This window comes from Nocardia sp. NPDC004722, from assembly GCF_053601505.1.
This window is the reverse complement of sequence record NZ_JBSGBY010000057.1, coordinates 1-22,255: the sequence shown is the minus strand read 5'-3', so window position 1 is coordinate 22,255 and position 22,255 is coordinate 1. Positions and strand designations below refer to the sequence as shown.

Genomic DNA, 22,255 nt, shown 5'->3' with positions numbered 1-22,255 from the left:
GGCGCTGAACGACGGCTGGACCGAGTGGACCTGGCACTCGCTGCTGATCGAGGGTGCCAACTGCCGCGAGATCATCGACAACGTCGTGGATATGGCGCACTTCTTCTATATCCACTACGCCTTCCCGACGTACTTCAAGAACGTCCTCGAGGGCCACGTCGCGACCCAGTACCTCAAGACCACGGGCCGCCCCGACATCGGCCAGGCCGCCGAGGCCGGTATCGATGTGACGCTGGAATCCGAGGCGTCGTACTTCGGGCCGTCGTACATGATCAACCCGCTGCTCAATATCTACAGCGGGTTCCAGGTCCGTACGGTCCTGATCAACTGCCACTACCCGGTCACGCAGAACTCCTTCATGCTGCAGTGGGGCGTCGCGCTGGAGAAGCCGAAGGGACTGCCCGAGGAGCAGGCCCAGGCGTTCGCCGCCAAGATGACCGAGGGCGTGTCCGAGGGCTTCCTGCAGGACGTCGAGATCTGGAAGCACAAGTCCAAGATCGACAACCCGCTGCTGACCGAGGAGGACGGCCCGGTCTACCAGCTGCGTCGCTGGTACGACCAGTTCTACGTGGACGTCGCCGATATCGATCCGAAGTCGGTGCAGCGCTTCGAATTCGAGATCGACACCAGCAAGGCCGTCGAATCCTGGACCGCCGAGGTCGAGGAGAATCTGCGGAAGAAGCGCGAGGCCAAGGAAGCCGAAGCGGCCGTGGCCGAGGCGGCTTCGTCGGAGGAGGCGGGAGTCTGATGACCAGCTGGGCGAAGGCACCGGATTTCGCGGACCGACCGGAACAGCGTGAACAGGTGCGCGCCCAGACGGTCCTGGACAAAGAGCACTACATGGAAGCCGGGATGACGCCGATCGCGTGTCAGTCCTGCGGCATTCAGGTGCTCGTGCGCAAGCACTCCAGCAATCAGAAAACCGTGCAGTGGCAGTCGAATCCGGCCGACCGCTGCCCGGTCTTCCAGAAGCTGGCGCAGAACGGGCCCATCATGGGCAAACCCGACTCCTGCCCGAACCTCGAGAAGACCATCGACCACGCGGTGGCCGAGGGCATTCTCGAGATCGACCAGTAGGGCACGACTGCCGCAATCGGCTCAGTCGAGCCTGAAGTCGGCGAAATCGAAACCGGGGGAGACCACGCAGCTCACCAGGCTGTAGTGGTCTCCCGCTGGTTCGGCGGCCTGGCTGACCCCACCGGGCACGACCGCCGAGGGGCGCTGCCCCTGCTCGACATCGGGCCCGAGGACGATCTCCTCACCCCCGATGTTCAGCAGCAGTGGCCCACCCCGATGCCAGAACCAGATCTCGTCCGATGCCACGGTATGCGGCGCGGACTTCTCACCGGCCAGCAACAGGTAGTAGATAGCCGTCCCGCTCGAACGCGGCCCGCTGTAGCCTTCCGGCTCGAATTCCACACCGCTGCGCCAGGTTTCACGGAACCACCCACCCTCGGGATGCGGCTCCAGATCCAACTCCACGGCCAGCTTCGGACGATCGTCACGCGGCAGCTCAGAAGCGCTCATGAACCCCACTGTATGCCCGGGGTCGCGCCCGATTCACGGCGCTGTGATCTGCCAGGTGATGCCGTGGGGTGCAAGGGAGTTCAGGAAGTCCTCGGCGTCGAAGGCTTCGGCCGGGGCCAGCGCGCCCGGCTTGGCGGTGCCGTTGGCTAGACGGACTGCCGCCTCGACCGCGATCAGGCCGGAGTCGCGGTAGGAGTCGAGGCCGGTAAGGACTCCGCGCAGGTTGTGGCCGTCCGGGGTGTGGGCGTCGACCACCGTGTCGTAGCGCAGGTCGGCGTCGGCGGCGGGGATGGCGGGGAGGCTGGCGACCAGGTCGGGGGTCAGGCCGGTGATGTTGGTGCGGAAGGTCTTGTCGACCGCGCCGGTGACGGAGATGGCGTCGGTGTGGCGGGGGATGGTGAGTACCGCGGCGAAGGCGAACTTGGCCACTTCCGTCAGCTCGGGTGCGGCGGGGTGTGGGATGGGGGCGAGTTCGACCGGGGTGGTGCGGAATTCGCCGTCGGCGTAGTGCCAGCCGCCGGAGCGGAACCAATCCAGGCTGGCCAGTACGGTTTTCGCGCTGCCACGGGAACCGTCTCCGCCCGCGCGGCTGTGGTGGCTGATCACGAACTCCGCCGGGCCGAGGCGGCGGGCGGTGAGCTCGGCGAGCAGGTCGGCGGGGACATTGCTGTCGGTGATGCCGGAAAGGACCGTCACCCCGGCCTTCTCGGCGCGCGGACCGTACTCGTCGAAGGCGCGCCGGGTGAACAGTTGCTCGCCCGAGATGTCGATGTAGTGCGCGCCCGCCTCGATGGCGGCGGCCAGGATCTGTTCGCCGATGTCCACGTAGCCGGGCAGGCTGCTGATGACTACGTTCGCGCCGGTGAATGCCGCCGTCAGGGCGGCGGGATCGTCGGTAGCGGCGATCCGGCTCTCGGCATCGGCAAGCCCGGCCGCGTCGGCGGCGGCTCGCAGTCGATCGGCATTGCGGCCCACCAGGATCGGGGTCAGGCCGCGCCGGTGGAGGTCGGTGAGGATGTAGCCGCCGGTATGGCCGTTCGCGCCGTAGACCGCGATGACCGGCTGCTTCGGCTGTGCTTCGCTGTTCGTCATAATTCGAAGTTATGCGCTGGATATGAGCATTTGAATGGCCTGATTGCTCATTCAGATGTCCAAAACGCTCATCGAATGATCTGTATGGTGAAGGCGTGGACATTCTCAGCGAGACCATCGCCGCCATCCGTACCGGTAGTCCGGCCTCCGGGCTGTTCACCCGCCACGCGCCCTGGGGCCGCCGCTATCCGAAGGTGCCCGGCGCGGGATTCCATGTGGTGCTGCAGGGTTCGTGCTGGGTGCTGACATCGGGCGGTGAGCCGATCGCACTCGGAGCCGGGGATGTGCTGTTGATGCCGCGCGGGGAGAACCATGATCTCGTCGATGCGCTCGGCACGCCGATCAGCGAGGTGGCGATGCCCGGCGAGCCGCGGGAGATCCCGGGCCCGGGTGTGCGCACCGTATTGGTGTGTGGGGCTTATGAACTCGGCAGGCAGCGCAGCCATCCGCTGCTGGACGGGCTGCCGGAGTTCATTCATCTTCCGGCGCGCCCCGGCCGCCATCCGGCCCTGCGCTCGGCGGTAGACCTGCTCGCGGCCGAGATCGCCGAACCCCGGCCGGGGACCGACGCGGCCATCCCCGCGCTGCTGGACACCTTGCTGCTGTTCATGCTGCGCGCCTGGTTCGACGAGCAGCAGACACCGACCGGTTGGGCGGGAGTCTTCGGTGACCCCGTGGTCTCGGATGCCGTGCGCGCCATTCACACCGAGCCGCAACGGGCCTGGACCGTCGCCGAGCTGAGTGCCCTCGCGGGTGTCAGCCGGGCCACGCTGGCGCGCCGCTTTCTCGGCACCGTCGGCGAGCCGCCGCTGTCCTACCTGACCCGGTGGCGCATGCTCACCGCTGCCCGCCTGCTGCGCGAGACCGACACCCCGCTGGCGGGGGTCGCCCGAAAGGTCGGCTATCAGAGCGAATTCGCCTTCGCCAAGGCGTTCAAGCGCGAATACGGGCTCGCCCCCGGGCATTACCGGCGCGCCGACGAGCAGCCCGCCGTCCTGGCGGTGTGACCGCCCCGACGCCGGATTCGGCATAGGGTGGGCAGAGTGACGGACTGGCGCGCACGCAAGGGACCGATCGGGGTGTTGACGGGAGCGGGAATCTCGACGGACTCCGGAATTCCGGATTTCCGTGGGCCGCGCGGGACTTGGACGAAGGATCCCATCGCGGAGCTGCTGTCGACCTACCAGAACTATGTGGCCGACCCGGAATTGCGGGTGCGGGCCTGGCTGGCCCGGCGCGACAATCCGGCCTGGCGGGCGACGCCGAATCCGGCACACGAGGCGCTGGTGCGGCTGTCCGGGGCGCGGCAGGTCGGGATCATCACCCAGAACATCGACCGGCTGCATCAGCGGGCCGGTTCCGCCGATGTGGTGGAGATCCACGGCAATATGTTCGAAGTCGTCTGCATCGACTGCGAATTCGGCGATTCCATGGCCGCCACCCTGGAACGGGTCGCGGCGGGCGAGCCGGATCCGCAGTGCCCGGCCTGCGGCGGCATCCTGAAAGCGGCCGTCATCATGTTCGGGCAACAGCTGGACACGACCGCCATCCGAGCCGCCGTGCAGATCGCCGAGACCGCGGAAATCTTTCTGGCCGTGGGCAGTTCACTCCAGGTCGAGCCGGCCGCCTCCATGTGCGCGGTGGCCGTGGACGCGGGGGCCGACCTGGTCGTCGTGAACAACGAGCCGACCCCGTACGACGAGTACGCCGCCGAGATCGTGCGCGACCCCATCGGGGAGGCACTGCCGCGGCTGGTGTCGGAGATCCTCGGGGACTGAGGATTTCGGCAGCCTCAGCTGAAGGGCGTCTTGGGCCGCGGCTGCATTTCGCCGTCCACCCAGATGTCGACCTTCTCGTTGTAGAACGAGGCGAACCCGGCGATCTTCTGGCTCTCCGGCAGCGGCGTCCGGTAGATCCACACCAGATCCGGGTGGCTGGTCTCACCCAGCTGGACATTCCAGTACTCGGCGTGCCCCTTGTACGGGCAGGAGGTCCGGGTCTGCGACGGCCGCAGCAGATCCATGCGGATATCGGTGAGCGGCAGGTAGTAACGCGCGGGCAGCCCGGTCTCGAACAGGATGTGCGGGGAATGCGAATCGGCCAGGGTCTGACCGTCCAGCTCCACGCGAACATGCCGGGAGCTGGCCAGGATGTCGACCCGGGTGTAGGGGTCGCGCGGGTGCACGTAGATCGGCTCGTCCTCCTCGAACCATTCGTCCATGGCCGCGAAGTCCAGCTTCACCAGGTCGCGCAGTTCGGGGATCGGGGAGTCGAGATGGCGGACGGCCGCGCCGGCGGCGGTGACGCCGTCGGCGACCACATCGAATTCGGTGCCGTCGCCGCGGCTCGGGGAGTGGCGGGTGTTGCCGTTGGGTTCCAGCTTCACGGCCAGATCGGCGACCGGCAGGTAGTAGGTGGGGTAGTGGGGGGATTCCCACACCAGCGTCGGGTGGATGCTGTCGGCGGCCAGGTGACCGCCCAGGTAGGCGCGCACCCGCTTGGCGCTCGGTTCGACGCGTACCCGGCCACGCTGTGTCTCGGTCATACCTCCCGACGGTACCCCCGGGATGTAAACGGCTGTCCAGGAGCGGGTTTCGCACATTCGCGGCATACCGGCCGAGGGCGGTCCCGGAGGCGATTTTCACCGGCTGACCAGGCTCGATATGGTGTTCTAGCAACACTGGAGCAATTCAAGAAGGTGGCGGTCAGATGTCGGAACCCGGCAGTGCCCAGCTGACGGAAACGGGCGGCGGCGAGCAGCAGGGACTGCGGACCGGACTCCGGCGACGGCATATGACCATGATCGCCATCGGCGGCGCGATCGGCGCGGGCCTGTTCGTCGGCAGCGGCTCGGTCATCAAGACCGCGGGGCCCGCCGCCATCCTGTCCTACGCCGCCGCCGGGCTCGTCGTGCTGTGCGTGCTGCGCGCGCTCGGTGAGATGGTGGTGGCCCGCCCGGTCGCCGGATCCATGGGCGAGTACGCGCGCATGGCCATGGGACCGTTCGCCGGATTCACCGTCGGCTGGCTGTACTGGTACCTCTACGTGATCCTGGTCGGAGCCGAGGCGGTCGCGGGCGCGGCCATCCTCGGCAGCTGGATCGACCTGCCCCAGTGGGTGCTCTCGGCGGGACTGCTCGTCGTCATGACCACCGTCAACCTGGTGTCGGTCAAATCCTTCGGCGAGTTCGAATTCTGGTTCGCGTCCATCAAAGTCGTGGCCATCGTGCTGTTCCTGGTCATCGGACTGGCCTGGGTGTTCGGGCTGTGGCCCGGCGCGGAGGCGGGCTTCGCGAACCTGACCCGACACGGCGGATTCGCGCCGAACGGGGTCGGCGGCATCTTCTCCGCCATCGTGGTGGTGATGTTCGCCTTCGGCGGCACCGAGATCGTGACCGTGGCCGCCGCCGAATCCAAGGAGCCGGGCCCGACCGTGGCCCGCGCCACCAACAATGTGCTGTGGCGGGTCGGCCTGTTCTACGTGGCCTCGATCTTCCTGGTGGTGACCATCCTGCCGTGGAACGACGCCAAGGTCCTGAAGAGCCCGTTCGTGAGCGCGCTGGACCACATCGGCATCCCCGCCGCGGGCACCATCATGCAGGTCGTCATCCTGACCGCGGTCCTCTCGGTGCTGAACTCGGCCATCTACGTCTCCTCCCGCATGCTCTACGTCCTCACCCGCGACGGCGACGCCCCCGCCTCCCTGGTGAAACTCAACAGGCGCGGCGTCCCCGCCCGGGCGGTCCTGCTCGGCACCGTCGCCGCCTGGGCCGCGGTCATCGCCTCCTACGTGTCCCCCGACAAGGTCTTCACCTTCCTGGTGAATTCCATCGGCGTGGTCCTGGCGTTCGTCTACGTGGCAATCATGTTCTCCCAGCTGCGACTTCGTGCCCGCCTCCGCCGCGAAGACCCCTCCGCCCTCACCTACCGCATGTGGGGCTACCCGTACATCAGTTGGGCCGTCATCTTCGCCCTGTTCGCCGTATTCGTGGCCATGGCCCGAAACCCCGACCAGCGCAACCAACTCATCGCCTCGACCATCAGCCTGCTTGTGGTCATGGCCATCTACCCCCTCCGAGCCAAACTCGGCCGCAAGGAACCGGTCCGCGAGGTCGAGGTCCTACGCCACTGAGCTACTTGTCGAGAGGCTTGATGATGACGGCGGTGCCGTAGGCGGCGACTTCGCTCATGGTGTTCGCGATCTCGTTGCAGTCGAAGCGCATGGCGATGACGGCATTGGCTCCGAAGGCCATCGCGTGCTGGCACATTCGCATGATGGCCTCGTGTCGCGACTGGTAGAGCAGCTGGGTGTACTCGTGGATCTCGCCGCCGCCGAGGGCACGGAAACCCGCGGCGAAGTTCGCGCCGAGGCCGCGGCTGCGGACGGTGAGGCCCGCGACTTCGCTGATGACCTGGGTGATCTGGTAGCCGGGAACATCGTTCATGGTGGAGACCAGGATCGGGAACTGCGGTCCCTGCGCCTGCTGTTGCGGTTGCCCCTGCTGCGGGTAAGGGGCTTGGCCCTGCGGGGGATACGGCTGCTGGCCCTGTTGCGGATAGCCGGGCTGCGACTGGCCTTGCTGCGGATAGGGATATTGCCCTTGTGGCGGCATGGGTTGGTTCATGAGCGGGATGGTACGGGGTGGAATCGAACGCGGACCGCACCCGACGGGTGCGGTCCGCGAACGGTCGGCGAATCGGTGGGCGGCGTGCCGGATCAGTCGTCGCCGAGGGCGATGGCTCGGGCCTCCGCCGGGGTATGGCTGGCGGGAGCGCGGTCGTCCATGTGGGACAGCAGCTTTCGGCCGGAGACCAGCACGCCGACCGCCGCGGCGGTGCAGGCCGCGCCCACCCAGAAGGGAAGCGACGCCTGGTGTTCGCCGAGCTTGCCCGCCAGGTACGGGGCCGCGGCTCCACCGGCGAAGCGGACGAAGCTGTAGGCGGCGGAGGCGGTCGACCGCTCGACGGGGGCGGCCTCCATGACGGCCTCGGTGATCAGAGTGTTGTTGACGCCGAGGAACAGGCCCGCGAGGACCGTGCCGACGATGAGGACCGGCTTGTGCTCGGTGAACATCGCCATGACGCCGAGATCGATCGCGAACAGGGTCAGGGCGAGGGCCATCATGGGCACGGTTCCGAAGCGGCGCTGCAGTTTCGGGGCGAAGACCACCGAGGACAGGGCGAGCAGCAGACCCCAGCCGAAGAAGATGAACCCGATCGAATAGGTGCCCATGTTCAGCGGGAACGGGGTGTAGGCCAGCAGGGTGAAGAACCCGTAGTTGTAGAGCAGCGCGGTCACGCTGACCAGCAGCAAGCCCGGGTGGGTGAGGGCCTTGAAGGGTGCGGTGAGGGACGTCGGGTGCGCCGGTTTCGGGGCCTCCGGCAGCAGTACCACCAGGGCGATGAAGGCGATGGCCATCAGCACCGACACCCCGAAGAACGGTGCGCGCCACGTGAAGTGGCCGAGGAAGCCGCCGACCAGCGGACCCGACGCGATGCCGATGCCCAGGGCCGCCTCGTAGAGGATGATGGCCCGGGCGACACCGCCGGTGGCCGCGCCCACGATGGTCGCCAGCGCGGTGGCGATGAACAGGGCATTGCCCAGTCCCCATCCGGCGCGGAAGCCGACGATCTGGCCGACCGTACTGGAACTGCCTGCGAGAGCGGCGAATACGACGATGATCGCCAAGCCCGCCAGCAGCGTCTTCTTCGCCCCGAAGCGGCTGGAGACGACGCTGGTGATCAGCATGGCCACGCCCGTGACCAACATGTAGCTGGTGAACAGCAGCGTCACCTGCGACGGTGAGGCGTGCAGTTGCTCGCCGATCGGCTTCAGGATCGGGTCGACCAGGCCGATACCCATGAAGGCGATGACGGAGGCGAACGCCACCGCCCACACCGATTTGGGCTGTCCAGCCGAGGATTTCGTGCTGTTCGAGACGGCGCTGGGCCGGGTGATCGAGAGGGTCACGTGCGAGTCCTCATCTACGAGTGATGTTTGAGGGCCTCGATGAGGTCGTCCAGATCTGCGCTCAGGCGGGTGAGGGCGGCGGGATCGAAGTCGGGAAGTCGTGCGGCCAGGGTGTTTCCGAGGTTTTCCCGGGCGGCGGCCAGCCGGGCCCGGCCCGCGGGCGTGAGTTCGACGACCACGGCTCTGGAGTCGTCGGGGTCTTTCGTCCGCGAGGCCAGGCCGGCCTCGGTCAGCCGTGCGATCAGCGCCGTTGCCGAAGGCTGGGAGCATCGGTCGATGCGTGCGAAGTCGCTGATCCGCATCGCGCCGTACTCGTCGAGGGTCCCGAGGGCCCGCATGACGGCGTGCGGCAGATCTACGCCACCGATGACTCCGGCCAGGCGGTTGAGCTGTGACACGGCGACGATGATGTCGGCCAGTCGCTCCCCGGTGGGGGAGTGCTCGGTTGCCTGTTCCAGCTGCACGCCTTCGATTGTTGCATAAGCTAACTATGTATTTACATAGGCTAACGATATCTACTGAGGTGAGTTGGCTCACAGACGGCGAACGGCCCGCACGCGATGGGCGTGCGGGCCGTTCTGTCCCCGAGAGGGTCGGTGTGCCCCGATCAGGCGGGGCGGGCCAGCGGGCGAGCGGGAGTGCCGAAGAGCTGGGCGTCGGCATGCGCGCGCTTGAAGAACAGGTGCGCGTCGTGCTCCCAGGTGATGGCGATGCCGCCGTGCATCTGGACGGTCTCCGACACCACCGAGTTGAAGGTGTCGATAGCGTGCAGGCGGGCGGCCTGGATGTCGATCGGGTCGATCGCGCCCTCGGCCAGACCCGCGATGGCGAGATAGGCGATGGAGCGGGTCGACTCGACCAGCACGTACATATCGGCCATGCGGTGCTTGAGCGCCTGGAAGCTGCCGATCGGGCGACCGAACTGCACCCGGGACTTGGAGTACTCGACCGTCATGTCGAGGCATTGCTCCGCCGCGCCGAGCTGCTCGGCAACCACTGCCGCCCAGGCGATTTCGCGCAGGCGAGTGACATCGAGGGTGCCGAGCGGACGCGCCGCCACACCATCGAAGTCGATCCGCGCCAGCTTGCGGGTCGGGTCCTGCGTGACGACCGCGGCCCGGGTGACGCCCGTGGCGTCGGCGTCCACCTCGAACAGGCCCGCCTCGGTCACCACCAGCAGAGTGTCCGCGAACACCCCGTCGAGCACGTAATGCGCCGAGCCGGACAGGCTTTCACCCGTGGGCGTGACTCCGAAGGAATCCCAGCCGCGCGGTCCGGCCCAGCACAGGGCCAGCGTCCGCGCGCCCTCGGCGACCTCGGGCAGCAGCCGCTCATTGGCCTCGGCGTTCCCGGCCAGCAGCAGCGCCTGCACCCCCAGCACGGCCGAGCCGAGCATGGGCGGTGCGGACAGCGTGCGCCCGAGTTCCTCGACCACCAGCAGTGATTCGACCAGCCCGACCCCGACGCCGCCGAATTCCTCCGGAATGGCGAGGGCCGCGACGCCGACCTGTTCGCACAGCAGCGACCACAGCTGCTCGTCGTACCCGCGCTCGCTCTCCAGCCCGCGCCGCACGGCGGCGCTGTCCCCGTGCTTGCTCAGCACCGCTCGCACGGTGGTGACGAGTTCCTGCTGTTCGGCAGTGCGGCTCATGCGTTGGCTCCCAACGTGTAAATGGTGCTCACGCGACGTTTCCGGCGCGCAGGGCGGTGGCGATGCGGGCGCGGTGCTGGGCGGGGGTGCCCCAGGCCGAGCGCAGCGCGGTGACCTTGGTCAGCCACAGCGACAGATCGCATTCGGCGGTGTAGCCGATCGCGCCGTGCACCTGCAGGGCGATGCGGGCGGCCTGGTAGGCGGCCTCGCCGCAGGCCAGCTTGGCGGCGGAGATGTCGCGGCCGCGAGTCTCGCTGTCCGCGTTCGACTCCAGGGTGAGCGCGGCCCGGTAGAGCAGGGGCAGTGCCATTTCCAGGCCGAGGTGGGCGTTCGCGAGGTGATGCTTGATGGCCTGGTTGCGGCCGATCGGGGTGCCGAACTGCTGGCGCTGCTTGACGTACTCGACGCTGGTGTCCACCAGGGCGCGGCCCGCGCCGAGCAGCTGCGCGGCGGCGGCGAGCGCGGCGGTGTCGAAGGCCAGATCGATGGCGGCGGAGACGCCTTCGCCCTCGGCGAGCGTCTCACCGGCGGTCACGGTGAACAGGCGGCGGGCCGCGTCCACGGAGGTGACCAGGTCACCGACGGTGGCGAGCGAGATCCGGTCACCCTCGGCGAGTAGCACCAGGTCGGCGATATCGGCGTCCAGTGCGGTGGCCGCACTCGCGGCCCGGCCCGCGTTGGCCCCGGCCGAACCGGTCACCGCGAGGGTGCCCAGCTTCGCGCCCTCGGCCAGCTCCGGCAATGTCGAGGCGGCCAGCGCCGCATCCGGAAGCGCTTGCAGCAGTGCGGGAATCGCGGCGGCGGTCTCCACCAACGGCCCGGGCACGGCGGCCCGGCCGATCTCGGTGAAGGCCACGATCATCTCGACCGGGCCCGCGCCGAAGCCGCCGTTGTCCTCGGACACGGTCAGTCCCAGCGCGCCCGCCTCGGCCAGCTGGCCGATCAGCGCGCGTCCGGCGGCGGAATCGCCGGTGCCCCAGGCCCGCACGACGCCCGGCGTCTTGGCGGCCTCGCTCATCTTGCGCAGGCTGGCGGCGAAATCGTTCTGTTCTGCGGTCAATGCGAATCGCATGTCGTCGTCCTCCCTGTGGCTATCGCGGCAGGCCGAGCAGGCGTTCGGCGATGATATTGCGCTGAATCTCGTTGGTACCGGCGTAGATCGGGCCCGCCAGCGAGAACAGGTAACCGTCGGTCCAGGCCGACTCCTGCTCCGCGGCCGCGCCGTGCAGATCCAGGGCGGTCTCGTGCATGGCGATGTCCAGATCCGACCAGAACACCTTGTTCACCGAGGATTCCGCGCCCAGCTGGCCGCCGTCGGCCAGGCGGGTCACGGTGGCCCAGGTATTGAGCCGGTACGCCTCCGCGCCCACCCACGCGTCGACCACGCGGTCGGCGGCGGCGGTGTCGGATTCCTCGGCGGCCGAACGCCACAGCTCGATCAGCTTGGCGGCGGTGGCGGTGAACCGGCCCGGCGCGCGCAGCGACAGGCCGCGCTCGTTGCTCGAGGTCGCCATGGCGACCTTCCAGCCGTTGTTGGCCTCGCCGATCACGTCGGCGTCCGGCACGAACACATTGTCGAGGAAGATCTCCGCGAAGCCTGGCTCGCCGTCCAGCTGCGGAATCGGCCGCACCGTAATGCCTTCCGCGGTGAGCGGGAACATCAGGTAGGTGAGGCCGCGGTGGCGCTCGGCCTCCGGATCGCTGCGGAACAGGCCGAAACCCCAGTCCGCGAACGAGGCCCGCGAACTCCAGGTCTTCTGACCGTTGAGCAGCCAGCCGCCCTCGGTGCGCTTGGCGGTGGAGCGAATGCCCGCCAGGTCGGAACCGGCCTCCGGCTCGGACCACGCCTGCGCCCAGATGTCGTCCGCGCGCGCCATTCTCGGCAGGATGCGGGCCAGCTGCTCGGGGGAGCCGTGCTCGAACAGGGTCGGCGCGAGCAGGAAGATGCCGTTCTGCGAGACGCGTCCGGGCGCGCCCGCGGCGTAGTACTCCTCCTCGAAGATGACCCATTCGGTCAGCGAGGCGTCGCGGCCACCGTATTCGGCGGGCCAGGCGACACACGACAGCCGGGCTTCGGCGAGTTTGCCCTCCCACGCCCGGTGCGCCTCGAACCCTTCCTTGGTGTCCATGGACGGCAGGGGGGTGGCGGGCACGTTGGCCGCCAGGAACTCCCGCACCTCGCGGCGGAATTCCTCGGTCTTCGCGTCGAATTCGAGATCCACTTACTTCGCCCCGTCGTTGTTCGTAGCTGCGGCCGCGCCGGTGGCGGCGGCCTTCATGGACTTGGCGTTCATCCCGCCCAGCGAGTCGGTGCCGACCTCGGCATTGTGGGCGTGCGCGAAATGGTGCAGCCCGAACACGGAGTCCATGCCCGCCCGCATGCCCATCAGGTCCTCGCACTGGTTGACGGCCTTCTTGGTCAGGGCCAACCCGAACTGCGGCATCTCCGCGATCTTCTCGGCCAGCGCGAAGGTCTGCGTCTCCAGATCCTCGCGCGCCACAACGCGATTGAGCATGCCCCACTCGTAAGCCTGTGCGGCGGTGAAGCGCTCACCGGTGAACAGGATCTCCTTGGCGCGGCGCGGACCCAGCACCCACGGGTGCGCGAAGTACTCGACACCCGGAATGCCCATCCGGACAACCGGATCGGAGAAGAACGCGTCCTCCGACGCCACGATCATGTCGCAGGACCAGGCCAGCATGAGCGCACCGGCGATGCACGCGCCCTGCACCATGGCGATGGTCGGCTTGGGGATCTCCCGCCAGCGCCGGCACATGCCCAGGTACACCTCGGACTCGCGGGCGAAGCGCTGATCGCCGCCGAGCCGGTCGGTGTGGTCCCACCACAGCGCGGCCTTGTTCTCGTACTTGATGTGATGGTCGCGCCCCGGCGTGCCGATATCGTGGCCCGCGCTGAAATGCTTTCCGGCACCGCCCAGGACGATGACCTTGACCTCCGGGTCCTCGACGGCCCGCACGAAGGCGGCGTCGAGCGCGTAGGTCATGACCGAGTTCTGCGCATTGCGGTAATCCGGCCGGTTGAGCGTGACGACCGCGATCGGTCCCCGCTTCTCGTAGAGGACGACCTCGCCCTCGTCGGGGACAGGTCCCAGCTCCTGGCTCACGCCTTCTCCTCACGTAGTTGCCGCTTGAGCACCTTCCCGGCGGCGTTGTAGGGCAGTTCGTCGCGGAACTCCACGTACCGGGGCACCTTGAAGTTGGCGAGCTTGGTCTTGGCGTAGGCCACCACGTCGTCGGTGGTCAGTTCCGCGCCGCTGCGGCGCACCACGTAGACCTTGCCGACCTCGCCCATGCGCTCGTCGGGCACTCCGATGACCGCGGTCTCGGCGACGCCTTCCATGCGGGCCATGGCCTGCTCGATCTCGGCCGGGTACACGTTGAAGCCGCCGGAGATGTACATGTCCTTGAGGCGGTCGGTGACCTTCATGTACCCGCGCTCGTCGATGACCGCGACATCGCCGGTGTGCAGCCAGCCGTCCGGATCGATGGTCGCGGCCGTGGCCTGCGGATCGTCCAGGTAACCGCGCATCACCTGCGAGCTGCGCAGCAGCAGTTCGCCGTTGTCGGCCAGCTTCATCTCGAAGCCGTCGATGACGCGCCCGCAGGTGTTGGCGATGGTCTCGCTGGAATCCTCGGGACGGCACATGGTGCCGAAGCCGCCGGACTCGGTCTGCCCGTAGGCGGTCAGCACGACCTCGAAATCCAGTTCGCTGCGCAGTCTTTCGATGAGCACGACCGGCACGGTGGCCGCGCCGGTGACCGCGACGCGCAGGCTCGACAGATCCGCCGCGGCGCGGTCGGGGTGGTCGAGGATGGTCTGATGGATGGTCGGCGGACCGGTCAGCACGGTGACGCGCTCATCGGGGATGAGCCGCATGGTCGTCGGCACGTCGAAGACGGCCTGCGGAATGATCGTCGCGCCGGTGACCAGGCAGGCGAGAATGCCCGCCTTGTAGCCGAAGCTGTGGAAGAACGGCGGCACGATCAGGTAGGTGTCGGCCTGGTTCAGGGTCGCGCAGTCCGACCAGGCGCGGGCGCTGGCCAGCACCTGCTGATGTGCGATCAGCACCCCCTTGCTGCGGCCGGTGGTGCCGGAGGTGAACAGGATGTCCGAAAGATCATCCGGGGACACCGATTCCGCGCGGGCGACGACGTCCTCGAGGCTCACCGCCTCGGCCGCCTTGCCCAATTCCGACCAGGTGAGCGCGTTCTCGACCGGCTCCTCGCCCTCGACCGGGATCACGATGGTGGTGTGGATGCCCAGTTCGGGTGCGGCGGCGCGCAATTCGCCCAGCCGGTCGCGCCCCAGGAAGGTGCCCGCGACGAACAGCGCCTTGGCGTCGACCCGCTCCAGCACGTCGACGGCCTCGGCCGCCACGTACCGGGTGTTCAGCGGCACGATGGCCGCGCCCACGTAGTGGCTGGCCAGCACGGCGGTGACCCAGTGGTGGGTGTTGGGCGCCCAGATGCCGATGCGGTCGCCGCGCTGGATGCCACGCGCCATCAGCGCACGCGCGGTCTCACGCACCGAATCCAGCAGTTGCGACCAGCTCAGTCGCACGGCACCGTCGCCGACGGCGGGCGCGTCACCGTAAAGGGTCGCGGCCTCGTGCAGAGCGAGCGGTGTGGTCTGCGGAGGAGATGTCACGGGGCGTCCTCGCTGTCCGGGAATGGGTCTAACAAAGCAAGTGCTTGGTAGGTTACTCTACCGACGTGAGCATGATCCAGACCCCCGAACCGGCCAGCGGGATCGAGCCCCGCGAAGATGCCGAATTCCGCACCGAGGTGCGGGAATGGCTGGCCGAGAACCTGAACGGCCAGTTCCGCGAGCTGCGCGGGCTGGGTGGTCCCGGGCGCGAGCACGAAGCCTTCGAAGAGCGCCTGGAGTGGGACCGCGCCCTCGCGGCCGCCGGTCTGACCTGCCTGGGCTGGCCCAAGGAGTGGGGCGGCCGCGACGCCACGCTGCGGCAGCAGGTCATCTTCCACGAGGAATACGCCAAGGCCGATGCGCCGAGCCGGGTTTCGCACCTCGGTGAGGAGCTGCTCGGCCCCACGGTCATCGCCTTCGGCACCGAGGAGCAGAAGAAGCGCTTCCTGCCGGGCATCCGCAATGTCACCGAACTGTGGTGCCAGGGCTATTCGGAGCCGGGCGCGGGTTCGGACCTGGCCGCCGTCACCACCTCCGCCCATCTGGACGGCGACGAGTGGGTGATCAACGGGCAGAAGGTCTGGACCTCGCTCGCGCATCTGTCGGACTGGTGCTTCGTGGTCGCCCGCACCGAGAAGGGCTCGAGCCGCCACCACGGCCTGTCCTACCTGCTGGTGCCCATGAAGCAGCCGGGTGTGGAAGTGCGGCCCATCGTTCAGCTCACCGGCACCGCCGAATTCAACGAGGTGTTCTTCGAGAATGCCCGCACGGCCGCCGATCTGGTGGTCGGGCAGCCCGGTGACGGCTGGAAGGTCGCCATGGGCACGCTCACCTTCGAGCGCGGCATCTCCACGGTCGGCCAGCAGATCCGCTACGCGCGGGAACTCACCGATCTGGAGGCCGTCGCCCGCGCGAACGGCGCGATCGAGAACCCGGTTCTCGCGGACCGTTTCGACAGGGCCTGGGTCGGTCTGCGGGTGCTGCGCGCGCACGTGCTGCGCACCCTGGAATCCGGCCACGACGGCGCGTCCGTCGACGCCCGCACCGCCGCCGGGCAGGCGTCGGTGACCAAGCTGCTGTGGGCCAATTGGCATCGCGGACTGGGTGAATTGGCCATGGACGTGCTCGGCGCGCCCGGCCTCATCGCCGACGGCCCGGGCGACGATCTCAACGCCTGGCAGCGCATGTTCCTCTTCACCCGTGCGGACACCATCTACGGCGGTTCGAACGAAGTGCAGCGCAATATCATCTCCGAGCGCGTGCTCGGACTTCCCCGAGAGGCTCGACCGTGAGTGATCTGTCCACCGCCCCCGAAATCACCCCGGGCCACAACCTGCTCGCGGGCAAGATCGCGGTCGTGACCGCCGCCGCGGGCACCGGCATCGGCTCGGCCACCGCGCGCCGCCTGCTGTCCGAGGGCGCGGACGTGGTGATCTCCGACTGGCACGAGCGTCGTCTGAAGGAGACCGAGGAGGCCCTGAAGGCCGAATTCCCGGACCGCCGAGTCGCTTCCGTGCCCTGCGATGTCAGCTCCACCGAGCAGGTCAACGCCCTCATCGCCGGTGCCGTGGCCGCGTTCGGCCGCATCGACGTGATGGTCAACAATGCCGGTCTCGGCGGCGAGGTGCCGGTGGTCGACATGACCGACGAGCAGTGGGACAAGGTCCTCGACATCACCCTGAACGGCACCTTCCGCGCGACCCGGGCGGCGCTCGGGTACTTCCGCGAGGCCGGCCACGGCGGCGTCATCGTCAACAATGCCTCGGTGCTCGGCTGGCGCGCCCAGCACGGGCAGGCCCACTACGCCGCCGCCAAGGCGGGCGTGATGGCGCTGACCCGGTGCAGCGCGGTCGAGGCCGCGGAGTTCGGGGTGCGCATCAACGCGGTCGCCCCGTCCATCGCCCGGCATGCCTTCCTGGACAAGGTCACCTCGGCCGATCTGCTGGATCGCCTGGCCGCCGGTGAGGCGTTCGGCCGTGCCGCCGAGCCGTGGGAGGTGGCCGCCACCATCGCCATGCTCGCCAGCGACTACACCACCTACCTGACAGGTGAAGTGGTTTCCATTTCCAGTCAGCGCGCGTAATTCGGATTACGCCTCCGCGCAACCGAATTAGTGCGTTCGGTCGGCGCAGAATGCTGTGTCGTATGGTCGCAGCTTTTCTGACTGCCGCGTCCCCGAGGGGGCGCGGCAGTCTCTTTTTTATTGGGGGCGCAAAATGGCTGGCGCTTAGATGGTGTCCTTGTGCAATCCTGGTTTAGGCCGGTACCGCTAGTCGAAGGGCACGACCCATGGGTCCGGAGCACAGACAACAGGAAGCCCCAGCTCGAGCCACCGAGGAAATGGAACTCGAGCTGGTGCGCGAGGTGGTTCTGGCGCGCCGAAGGCTCGACAATGTCGTTCTGGCCGCGCTGACTTTGGGTGCGGAATTGCTCGACCACGACTCCGAGCGGGCCACCGCCATGCGCGCCGCGCAGATCCTCGAACAACACGCCGTGGACGAATCCGATGTGACACGCGATCCGCGCGCCGCATTGCGGCGGGACATGATTCGCGATCGCGATCGGGCGCGCCGCCTCGGCCTGTCGCGGGCGAGCGGATACACCGATTCCGAGGCGGATGAGCGCCGCCGTAAACGAACCGCGCTGCTGTGCGAGGTGCGTGCCGATCTTTTGGAGGTGGTGCGCAATTGCCGCCGCCTGCGCTACGACCACCTGGCCTTCGCCGACGGCATCGCACAGGGATTATGTGCTGCCACAGACAAATTGGTGGTAGGGGCCGATATGGAGACATATAAGGCGTGGCAGCGGGGGATGGTCCTCAAGCTCATCGAGGAACCCGCCCACGACGGCGTGCCGGGCCGCGTCATGGCCACGGTCGACGCCGGACCCGGCCAGGAACCGATGACCGTCGAATGGGACAGCCCCGAACGCCGCCTGGCCTTGGTCGCCCGCATGGCCCGGGCCGGAATCTCACCCGTGATCATCTGCGATCGACTACTCGCCGACCTGTCGGTCTCGTCACCCCTGCGCTACTCGGTGCGCTGAACTCGTACGATCCGGCGCGCTGAGCGGACGGCAGGTGGACCAAGCAAATGCTTGGTTGTATATTGGCGGAGTGACCCAACCTGACCCCTCCAAATCAGCACGTCGCAACGAGCTGCTCGGCCTGGCCGCGAACCTATTCGCGGAACGGGGGCTGCGCGCCACCACGGTTCGTGACATTGCCGACGCGGCGGGGATTCTATCCGGGAGTCTGTACCACCACTTCGATTCCAAAGAAGCCATGGTGGACGAAATCCTGCGCGGGTTCCTCGACGACCTCTTCGGCCGCTACCGCGAGACCGTGGCCGCGGGCCTGCCCGCGCGCGACACCCTCGAAGCGCTGGTGGTCGCGTCCTACGAATCGTTCGACCAGTTCCACGCGGCCGTGGCCATCTACCAGGCCGAGGCCAAACGGCTCAGCGGCACACCGCGATTCGACTACATCGCCGAATACAACAAGGAGTTCCGCGAGCTCTGGTACCAGGTGCTGACCAATGGCGTCGCCGACGGCAGCTTCCGCCCGGAGATGGATATCGAACTGGCCTACCGGTTCCTGCGCGACACCGTGTGGGTGTCGGTGCGCTGGTACCAGCCCGGCGGCCGGATCACCGTGGACAACCTCGCCAAGCAGTACCTGACCATCGTCCTCGACGGTCTCATCAATCCTCAGCACGCTTAGCCAACTCTAGGGACTCTCAGGGGCTTTCGCCCCTGAAACCCCAACAGCACAACGCAGTAGGAGTTCCCATGTCAGCACCGTCCCGCCGCCAGTATTCGCCGATGCGTGAGGCGTATGTGATCGACGCCGTGCGTACCCCGGTCGGCAAGCGGGGCGGTTCGCTGGCCGCCGTGCATCCGGCCGATCTCGGCGCCGCGGCGATCAAGGGCCTCATCGAGCGCACCAACCTCGCCCCGGCCGCGGTCGACGATGTGGTGTTCGGCTGCTGCGACACCATCGGCCCGCAGGCCGGAAACATCGCGCGCACGGCGTGGCTGGCCGCGGGCTACCCGGAGTCGGTGCCGGGCGTGACCGTGGACCGGCAGTGCGGCTCCTCGCAGCAGGCCATCCACTTCGGCGCGCAGGCCATCATGTCCGGCACCGCCGAGGTGATCGTGGCAGGCGGCGTGCAGAACATGTCGGCCATCCCGATCTCGGCGGCCATGCTGGCCGGGCAGGCCTACGGCTTCGACTCGCCGTTCGTCGGCGCGCAGGGCTGGGACCACCGCTACGGCACCGGCGAAGTGTCGCAGTTCAATTCGGCCACCATGATCGCCGAGAAGTGGGACATCTCCCGCCGCGACATGGAGGAGTGGGCGCTGCGCAGCAACGAGCGCGCCCGCAAGTCCATCGTGGACGGCAAGTTCGATCGCGAGATCGTGCCGGTCGGCGACTTCTGGATCGACGAGACCCCGCGCGAGACCACCCTGGAGAAGATGGCCGGGCTGCAGCCGCTCGCCGAGGGCAGCCGCATCACCGCCGCGCTGGCCAGCCAGATCTCCGACGGTTCCAGTGCCACCCTGCTCGCCTCGGACTGGGCGGTGCAGGAGTACGGGCTCACCCCGCGCGCCCGCATCCACCACGTGAGCGCCCGCGGCGCGGACCCGATCTACATGCTCACCGCGCCGATCCCGGCCACCAAGTGGGCGCTGGAGAAGACCGGGCTGACCATCGACGACATGGACGTCATCGAGATCAACGAGGCGTTCGCGTCCGTGGTGCTGGCCTGGATCAAGGAGACCGGGGCCAACCCGGACAAGGTCAACGTCAACGGTGGCGCCATCGCGCTCGGCCACCCGCTGGGCGCGACCGGGGCCAAGCTGTTCGCCACCCTGCTCAACGAGCTGGAGCGGGTCAACGGCCGCTACGGCCTGCTGACCATCTGCGAGGGCGGCGGCACCGCCAATGTCACCATCATCGAGCGCCTGAGCTAGACCGTCACTCGGTTCGACCGGCCGCGCATCGGATTCCGGTGCGCGGCTTTCGCATTCGCGGCTCGGTAATGTCCGCTATCGTCGAACGATAGACCAGTTGACAGCGGAATAGTTCCGGGGTGGGAACTGGATGGACGAGAACCTGCCGCGCCGGGGCTTCCTCCTGGGAGCTCTCGGACTCGCGGGCATGGGCTATATGGCAGCGGCGGCCGCCGACCCGGTACCACTGCCACCCCCGCCTGTGCCGATTCCGCCGCTACCCGCGCCGACGGTCACGCCGCTCAACTATCATTCCCCGCCTTTGGAGCCGTTCGTCGACGAACTGCCCATCATCGAAACCCGGCCGGTGGCAGGCGAATTGGCGGCGATCTCCGGAACCCATCGCTATCACCGGGATCTGCCGGAGACCCGCAGCTGGGGGTACGGGCAGCCGGTGCTCGGGCCGAACCTGGAAGCGTGGCGGGATCAGGTGGCGCGCATCGGTTTCCGCAACGAACTCGGCACCCACGTGCTGGCCCCGCACGTGGATCTCACCATGCACGGTGTCACCGAACTCGATCGCACCGATCCTCGGATGACCGTGCACCTGCACGGCGGCACCAATGCGCCGCCGTCGGACGGGCATCCGCTCATCGGCTGGCGCAACGGCGGGCGGCCCAGCTTCGAATACGTCAACCGGCAGGAGGCCGCCACCCTCTGGTACCACGACCACGCCATGGGCATCACGCGGCTCAACATCCAGGCGGGGCTGGCCGGAATGTATTACGTGCGAGACGAATTCGACACCGGCCGCGACGACAACCCGCTCGGTCTGCCCAGCGGCGAGTTCGAGATCCCGCTCATCGTGCAGGATCGCACCTTCAATGCCGACGGCAGCCTGCAGCCGATGGTCGCGACCTATATTCCGCAGGGCTACAACCAATCCGGGCAGCTGGGTGACGTGTGTTGCGTGAACGGGGTGGTGTGGCCGTATCTGCGGGTGCGGCGCACCGTCTACCGTTTCCGGCTGCTCAACGGATCCAATTCGCGCCCTTATATTTTCGAGTTCACCAACGGGATGCTGTTCTTCGTCGTCGGGGGCGATCTCGGGCTGTTGAACGGGCCGGTGCCGACACCGTCGATCCGGGTGAGTCCGGGCGAAAGAGTCGATCTGCTGGTCGATTTCAGCGGCATCGGCGACGGCGAGACCGTCGATCTGATCAACACCGCCAAGAACGACCTGGGTAATACCGTCTTCATGGTGCCGGAGCTGCGGCCCATCATGCGCTTCATCGGCGCGGGGGCCGGACCGGCCTACGACATCCCGTTCACCCTGCGCGGTGGGCCGGGCCGACCGGACGCCCTCGAACCCGTCTATCGCCCGAATGCCAAGCGCACCATGACCTTGCTGGGCCTCAATGACGATTCCCGGGCCGCGGCCGTGTTCCCGACCATGATGTCGCTGAACAATCTCGCCTTTCTCAGCTCCGACATCGACCTGGCGCGCGCGGGCACCGTCGAGCAGTGGGACATCGTCAACACCACCCCGTTCGATCATCCAATCCACTTGCATCTGGCCCGATTACGGGTCATCGCCCGCCAGCCGATTCTCACCTCGGCCTATTTCTTCGCCAACTATCCGCCCAAGTTCGGCACCCGCTGGGCGCCCTCGGCCGACGGTTTCGCCATCGGTCCCGAGCAGGGGCCGCCGCCGTGGGAGACCGGCTGGAAGGACACCGTGGAGTGCCCGACCGACACCATCACCCGGGTGTTCGTGAAATGGCCGTCGGTCGAGGAGCTCGGCTTCGACCCGGACGCGGTGATCCCGGTGCCGCCGGGCGCCGAGGCCATGTCGCCCACGGGGGAGGGCATGGCATCGATGGGGGAGGACATACCGGGCGAGATGGGGGCGATGCCGAAGATTCGCGGCTACGTCTGGCACTGCCACAATCTCGATCACGCCGATCACGACATGATGCAGCAGATCCGCATTCAGCCGTAGATCCGTGTCCGCGCCCGGGCGCTGCCGAGAGCTGGAGGTTTGCTCGCATTAGGATGTGCGCGAGCTGGTTTCGGACCTTCGGGAGAAAGCGGGCGGTTGATGGTGTTGGGTGTCCGCTGGACGGTGCACGGGGACGGGCGCACGCCCGCGCCCGGGGCGGTGGTGCGACCGGATGAGCGGCTGTCCTGGCCGCGCACCTTCGGCCTCGGCGCCCAGCACGTCGTCGCCATGTTCGGGGCGAGCTTCGTCGCGCCCGTGCTGATGGGTCTGGACCCCAATCTCGCCATCATGATGTCGGGCGTGGCCACGGGGCCGCGGCGGTTGTCTTCCTCGTCGCCGGTGTTGGTGATCTCCAGGTTGCGGATCTCCCAGTACTGCTGGTTGTGTAGTC

The 22,255-nt window shown here is 67.9% G+C and carries 21 protein-coding genes and 2 pseudogenes; 12 read left to right on the top strand and 11 right to left on the bottom strand.

Annotated elements, in window-relative coordinates:
* A pseudogene (locus tag ACWELQ_RS09170) lies at positions 1 to 748 on the top strand (3-ketosteroid-9-alpha-hydroxylase); the annotation flags it as partial.
* The gene (locus ACWELQ_RS09165) at positions 748 to 1,077 is read left to right on the top strand and encodes a hypothetical protein (protein WP_452396508.1); all 330 of its coding nucleotides are present in this window, start codon (positions 748 to 750) and stop codon (positions 1,075 to 1,077) included. The pseudogene ACWELQ_RS09170 and the gene ACWELQ_RS09165, both read left to right, overlap by 1 nt.
* 21 nt (positions 1,078 to 1,098) lie before the next feature.
* On the opposite strand, the gene ACWELQ_RS09160 is transcribed toward ACWELQ_RS09165, so the two are convergent.
* Positions 1,099 to 1,527 carry a cupin domain-containing protein gene (locus ACWELQ_RS09160; protein ID WP_452396507.1) on the bottom strand — a complete coding sequence of 143 codons (429 nt, stop codon included), beginning with the start codon at positions 1,525 to 1,527 and terminating at the stop codon, positions 1,099 to 1,101.
* A 33-nt stretch (positions 1,528 to 1,560) separates the two neighbouring features.
* A complete protein-coding gene (locus tag ACWELQ_RS09155) occupies positions 1,561 to 2,619 on the bottom strand; it encodes a saccharopine dehydrogenase NADP-binding domain-containing protein (protein WP_452396506.1) in 1,059 nt (352 codons plus the stop codon).
* Positions 2,620 to 2,714: 95 nt separating this feature from the next.
* On the opposite strand from ACWELQ_RS09155, the gene ACWELQ_RS09150 reads away from it, so the two are divergent.
* Both ACWELQ_RS09150 and ACWELQ_RS09145 read left to right on the top strand, forming a co-directional pair.
* Positions 2,715 to 3,626 carry an AraC family transcriptional regulator gene (locus ACWELQ_RS09150; protein WP_452396505.1) on the top strand — a complete coding sequence of 304 codons (912 nt, stop codon included), beginning with the start codon at positions 2,715 to 2,717 and terminating at the stop codon, positions 3,624 to 3,626.
* 36 nt (positions 3,627 to 3,662) lie between these two features.
* Positions 3,663 to 4,397: an SIR2 family NAD-dependent protein deacylase gene (locus ACWELQ_RS09145; protein WP_452396504.1), complete on the top strand. Its 735-nt coding sequence runs from the start codon at positions 3,663 to 3,665 to the stop codon at positions 4,395 to 4,397.
* Positions 4,398 to 4,411: 14 nt separating this feature from the next.
* Here ACWELQ_RS09145 and ACWELQ_RS09140 read toward each other — a convergent pair whose 3' ends face one another.
* On the bottom strand, positions 4,412 to 5,164 hold the full coding sequence (locus tag ACWELQ_RS09140) for a DUF427 domain-containing protein (protein WP_452396503.1): 753 nt from the start codon (positions 5,162 to 5,164) through the stop codon (positions 4,412 to 4,414).
* 164 nt (positions 5,165 to 5,328) lie between these two features.
* Between ACWELQ_RS09140 and ACWELQ_RS09135 the strand changes: the two genes are divergently transcribed.
* The gene (locus tag ACWELQ_RS09135) at positions 5,329 to 6,750 is read left to right on the top strand and encodes an amino acid permease (RefSeq protein WP_452396502.1); all 1,422 of its coding nucleotides are present in this window, start codon (positions 5,329 to 5,331) and stop codon (positions 6,748 to 6,750) included.
* 1 nt (position 6,751) lies between these two features.
* Here the strand turns inward: ACWELQ_RS09135 and ACWELQ_RS09130 are convergent, their stop codons facing one another.
* From ACWELQ_RS09130 to ACWELQ_RS09095, 8 genes are all read right to left on the bottom strand, one after another.
* Positions 6,752 to 7,243: a YbjQ family protein gene (locus ACWELQ_RS09130; RefSeq protein ID WP_452396501.1), complete on the bottom strand. Its 492-nt coding sequence runs from the start codon at positions 7,241 to 7,243 to the stop codon at positions 6,752 to 6,754.
* 92 nt (positions 7,244 to 7,335) lie between these two features.
* Positions 7,336 to 8,589: an MFS transporter gene (locus tag ACWELQ_RS09125; protein ID WP_452396500.1), complete on the bottom strand. Its 1,254-nt coding sequence runs from the start codon at positions 8,587 to 8,589 to the stop codon at positions 7,336 to 7,338.
* 14 nt (positions 8,590 to 8,603) lie between these two features.
* Positions 8,604 to 9,053 carry a MarR family winged helix-turn-helix transcriptional regulator gene (locus tag ACWELQ_RS09120; RefSeq protein ID WP_452396499.1) on the bottom strand — a complete coding sequence of 150 codons (450 nt, stop codon included), beginning with the start codon at positions 9,051 to 9,053 and terminating at the stop codon, positions 8,604 to 8,606.
* Between the two features lie 143 nt (positions 9,054 to 9,196).
* Positions 9,197 to 10,240, bottom strand: coding sequence for an acyl-CoA dehydrogenase family protein (locus ACWELQ_RS09115; protein ID WP_452396498.1), 1,044 nt, complete (start codon positions 10,238 to 10,240; stop codon positions 9,197 to 9,199).
* A 28-nt stretch (positions 10,241 to 10,268) separates the two neighbouring features.
* Positions 10,269 to 11,312: an acyl-CoA dehydrogenase family protein gene (locus ACWELQ_RS09110; RefSeq protein WP_452396497.1), complete on the bottom strand. Its 1,044-nt coding sequence runs from the start codon at positions 11,310 to 11,312 to the stop codon at positions 10,269 to 10,271.
* 19 nt (positions 11,313 to 11,331) lie between these two features.
* Entirely contained in the window at positions 11,332 to 12,462 is a 1,131-nt protein-coding gene (locus ACWELQ_RS09105; protein WP_452396496.1) for an acyl-CoA dehydrogenase family protein, read from the bottom strand.
* Positions 12,463 to 13,365, bottom strand: a complete 903-nt coding sequence (locus tag ACWELQ_RS09100; protein WP_452396495.1) for an enoyl-CoA hydratase — start codon at positions 13,363 to 13,365, stop codon at positions 12,463 to 12,465.
* Positions 13,362 to 14,909, bottom strand: a complete 1,548-nt coding sequence (locus tag ACWELQ_RS09095) for a FadD3 family acyl-CoA ligase (protein WP_452396494.1) — start codon at positions 14,907 to 14,909, stop codon at positions 13,362 to 13,364. The genes ACWELQ_RS09100 and ACWELQ_RS09095 overlap by 4 nt, the downstream gene beginning before the upstream one ends.
* Before the next feature lie 71 nt (positions 14,910 to 14,980).
* Between ACWELQ_RS09095 and ACWELQ_RS09090 the strand changes: the two genes are divergently transcribed.
* From ACWELQ_RS09090 to ACWELQ_RS09060, 7 genes and pseudogenes are all read left to right on the top strand, one after another.
* On the top strand, positions 14,981 to 16,201 hold the full coding sequence (locus ACWELQ_RS09090) for an acyl-CoA dehydrogenase family protein (protein ID WP_452396510.1): 1,221 nt from the start codon (positions 14,981 to 14,983) through the stop codon (positions 16,199 to 16,201).
* The gene (locus ACWELQ_RS09085) at positions 16,198 to 16,992 is read left to right on the top strand and encodes an SDR family oxidoreductase (protein WP_452396493.1); all 795 of its coding nucleotides are present in this window, start codon (positions 16,198 to 16,200) and stop codon (positions 16,990 to 16,992) included. The genes ACWELQ_RS09090 and ACWELQ_RS09085 overlap by 4 nt, the downstream gene beginning before the upstream one ends.
* A 257-nt stretch (positions 16,993 to 17,249) precedes the next feature.
* Positions 17,250 to 17,954, top strand: coding sequence for a hypothetical protein (locus ACWELQ_RS09080; protein ID WP_452396492.1), 705 nt, complete (start codon positions 17,250 to 17,252; stop codon positions 17,952 to 17,954).
* Positions 17,955 to 18,024: 70 nt separating this feature from the next.
* Positions 18,025 to 18,630 (top strand): TetR/AcrR family transcriptional regulator, encoded by a 606-nt coding sequence (locus ACWELQ_RS09075; protein ID WP_452396491.1) that lies wholly within the window; start codon positions 18,025 to 18,027, stop codon positions 18,628 to 18,630.
* Positions 18,631 to 18,731: 101 nt separating this feature from the next.
* Positions 18,732 to 19,883: an acetyl-CoA C-acetyltransferase gene (locus ACWELQ_RS09070; RefSeq protein ID WP_452396509.1), complete on the top strand. Its 1,152-nt coding sequence runs from the start codon at positions 18,732 to 18,734 to the stop codon at positions 19,881 to 19,883.
* Between the two features lie 130 nt (positions 19,884 to 20,013).
* On the top strand, positions 20,014 to 21,864 hold the full coding sequence (locus ACWELQ_RS09065; RefSeq protein WP_452396490.1) for a multicopper oxidase family protein: 1,851 nt from the start codon (positions 20,014 to 20,016) through the stop codon (positions 21,862 to 21,864).
* A 99-nt stretch (positions 21,865 to 21,963) separates the two neighbouring features.
* Positions 21,964 to 22,255: pseudogene (locus ACWELQ_RS09060) on the top strand (hypothetical protein); the annotation flags it as partial.

Coding starts and splice junctions, on each gene's coding strand:
- ACWELQ_RS09165 (WP_452396508.1), top strand. CDS start 748: ATGACCAGCTGGGCGAAGGCACCGGATTTCGCGGACCGACCGGAACAG.
- ACWELQ_RS09130 (WP_452396501.1), bottom strand. CDS start 7,243: ATGAACCAACCCATGCCGCCACAAGGGCAATATCCCTATCCGCAGCAA.
- ACWELQ_RS09070 (WP_452396509.1), top strand. CDS start 18,732: ATGCGTGAGGCGTATGTGATCGACGCCGTGCGTACCCCGGTCGGCAAG.
- ACWELQ_RS09080 (WP_452396492.1), top strand. CDS start 17,250: ATGGAACTCGAGCTGGTGCGCGAGGTGGTTCTGGCGCGCCGAAGGCTC.
- ACWELQ_RS09160 (WP_452396507.1), bottom strand. CDS start 1,527: ATGAGCGCTTCTGAGCTGCCGCGTGACGATCGTCCGAAGCTGGCCGTG.
- ACWELQ_RS09115 (WP_452396498.1), bottom strand. CDS start 10,240: ATGAGCCGCACTGCCGAACAGCAGGAACTCGTCACCACCGTGCGAGCG.
- ACWELQ_RS09155 (WP_452396506.1), bottom strand. CDS start 2,619: ATGACGAACAGCGAAGCACAGCCGAAGCAGCCGGTCATCGCGGTCTAC.
- ACWELQ_RS09135 (WP_452396502.1), top strand. CDS start 5,329: ATGTCGGAACCCGGCAGTGCCCAGCTGACGGAAACGGGCGGCGGCGAG.
- ACWELQ_RS09140 (WP_452396503.1), bottom strand. CDS start 5,164: ATGACCGAGACACAGCGTGGCCGGGTACGCGTCGAACCGAGCGCCAAG.
- ACWELQ_RS09065 (WP_452396490.1), top strand. CDS start 20,014: ATGGACGAGAACCTGCCGCGCCGGGGCTTCCTCCTGGGAGCTCTCGGA.
- ACWELQ_RS09110 (WP_452396497.1), bottom strand. CDS start 11,312: ATGCGATTCGCATTGACCGCAGAACAGAACGATTTCGCCGCCAGCCTG.
- ACWELQ_RS09090 (WP_452396510.1), top strand. CDS start 14,981: ATGATCCAGACCCCCGAACCGGCCAGCGGGATCGAGCCCCGCGAAGAT.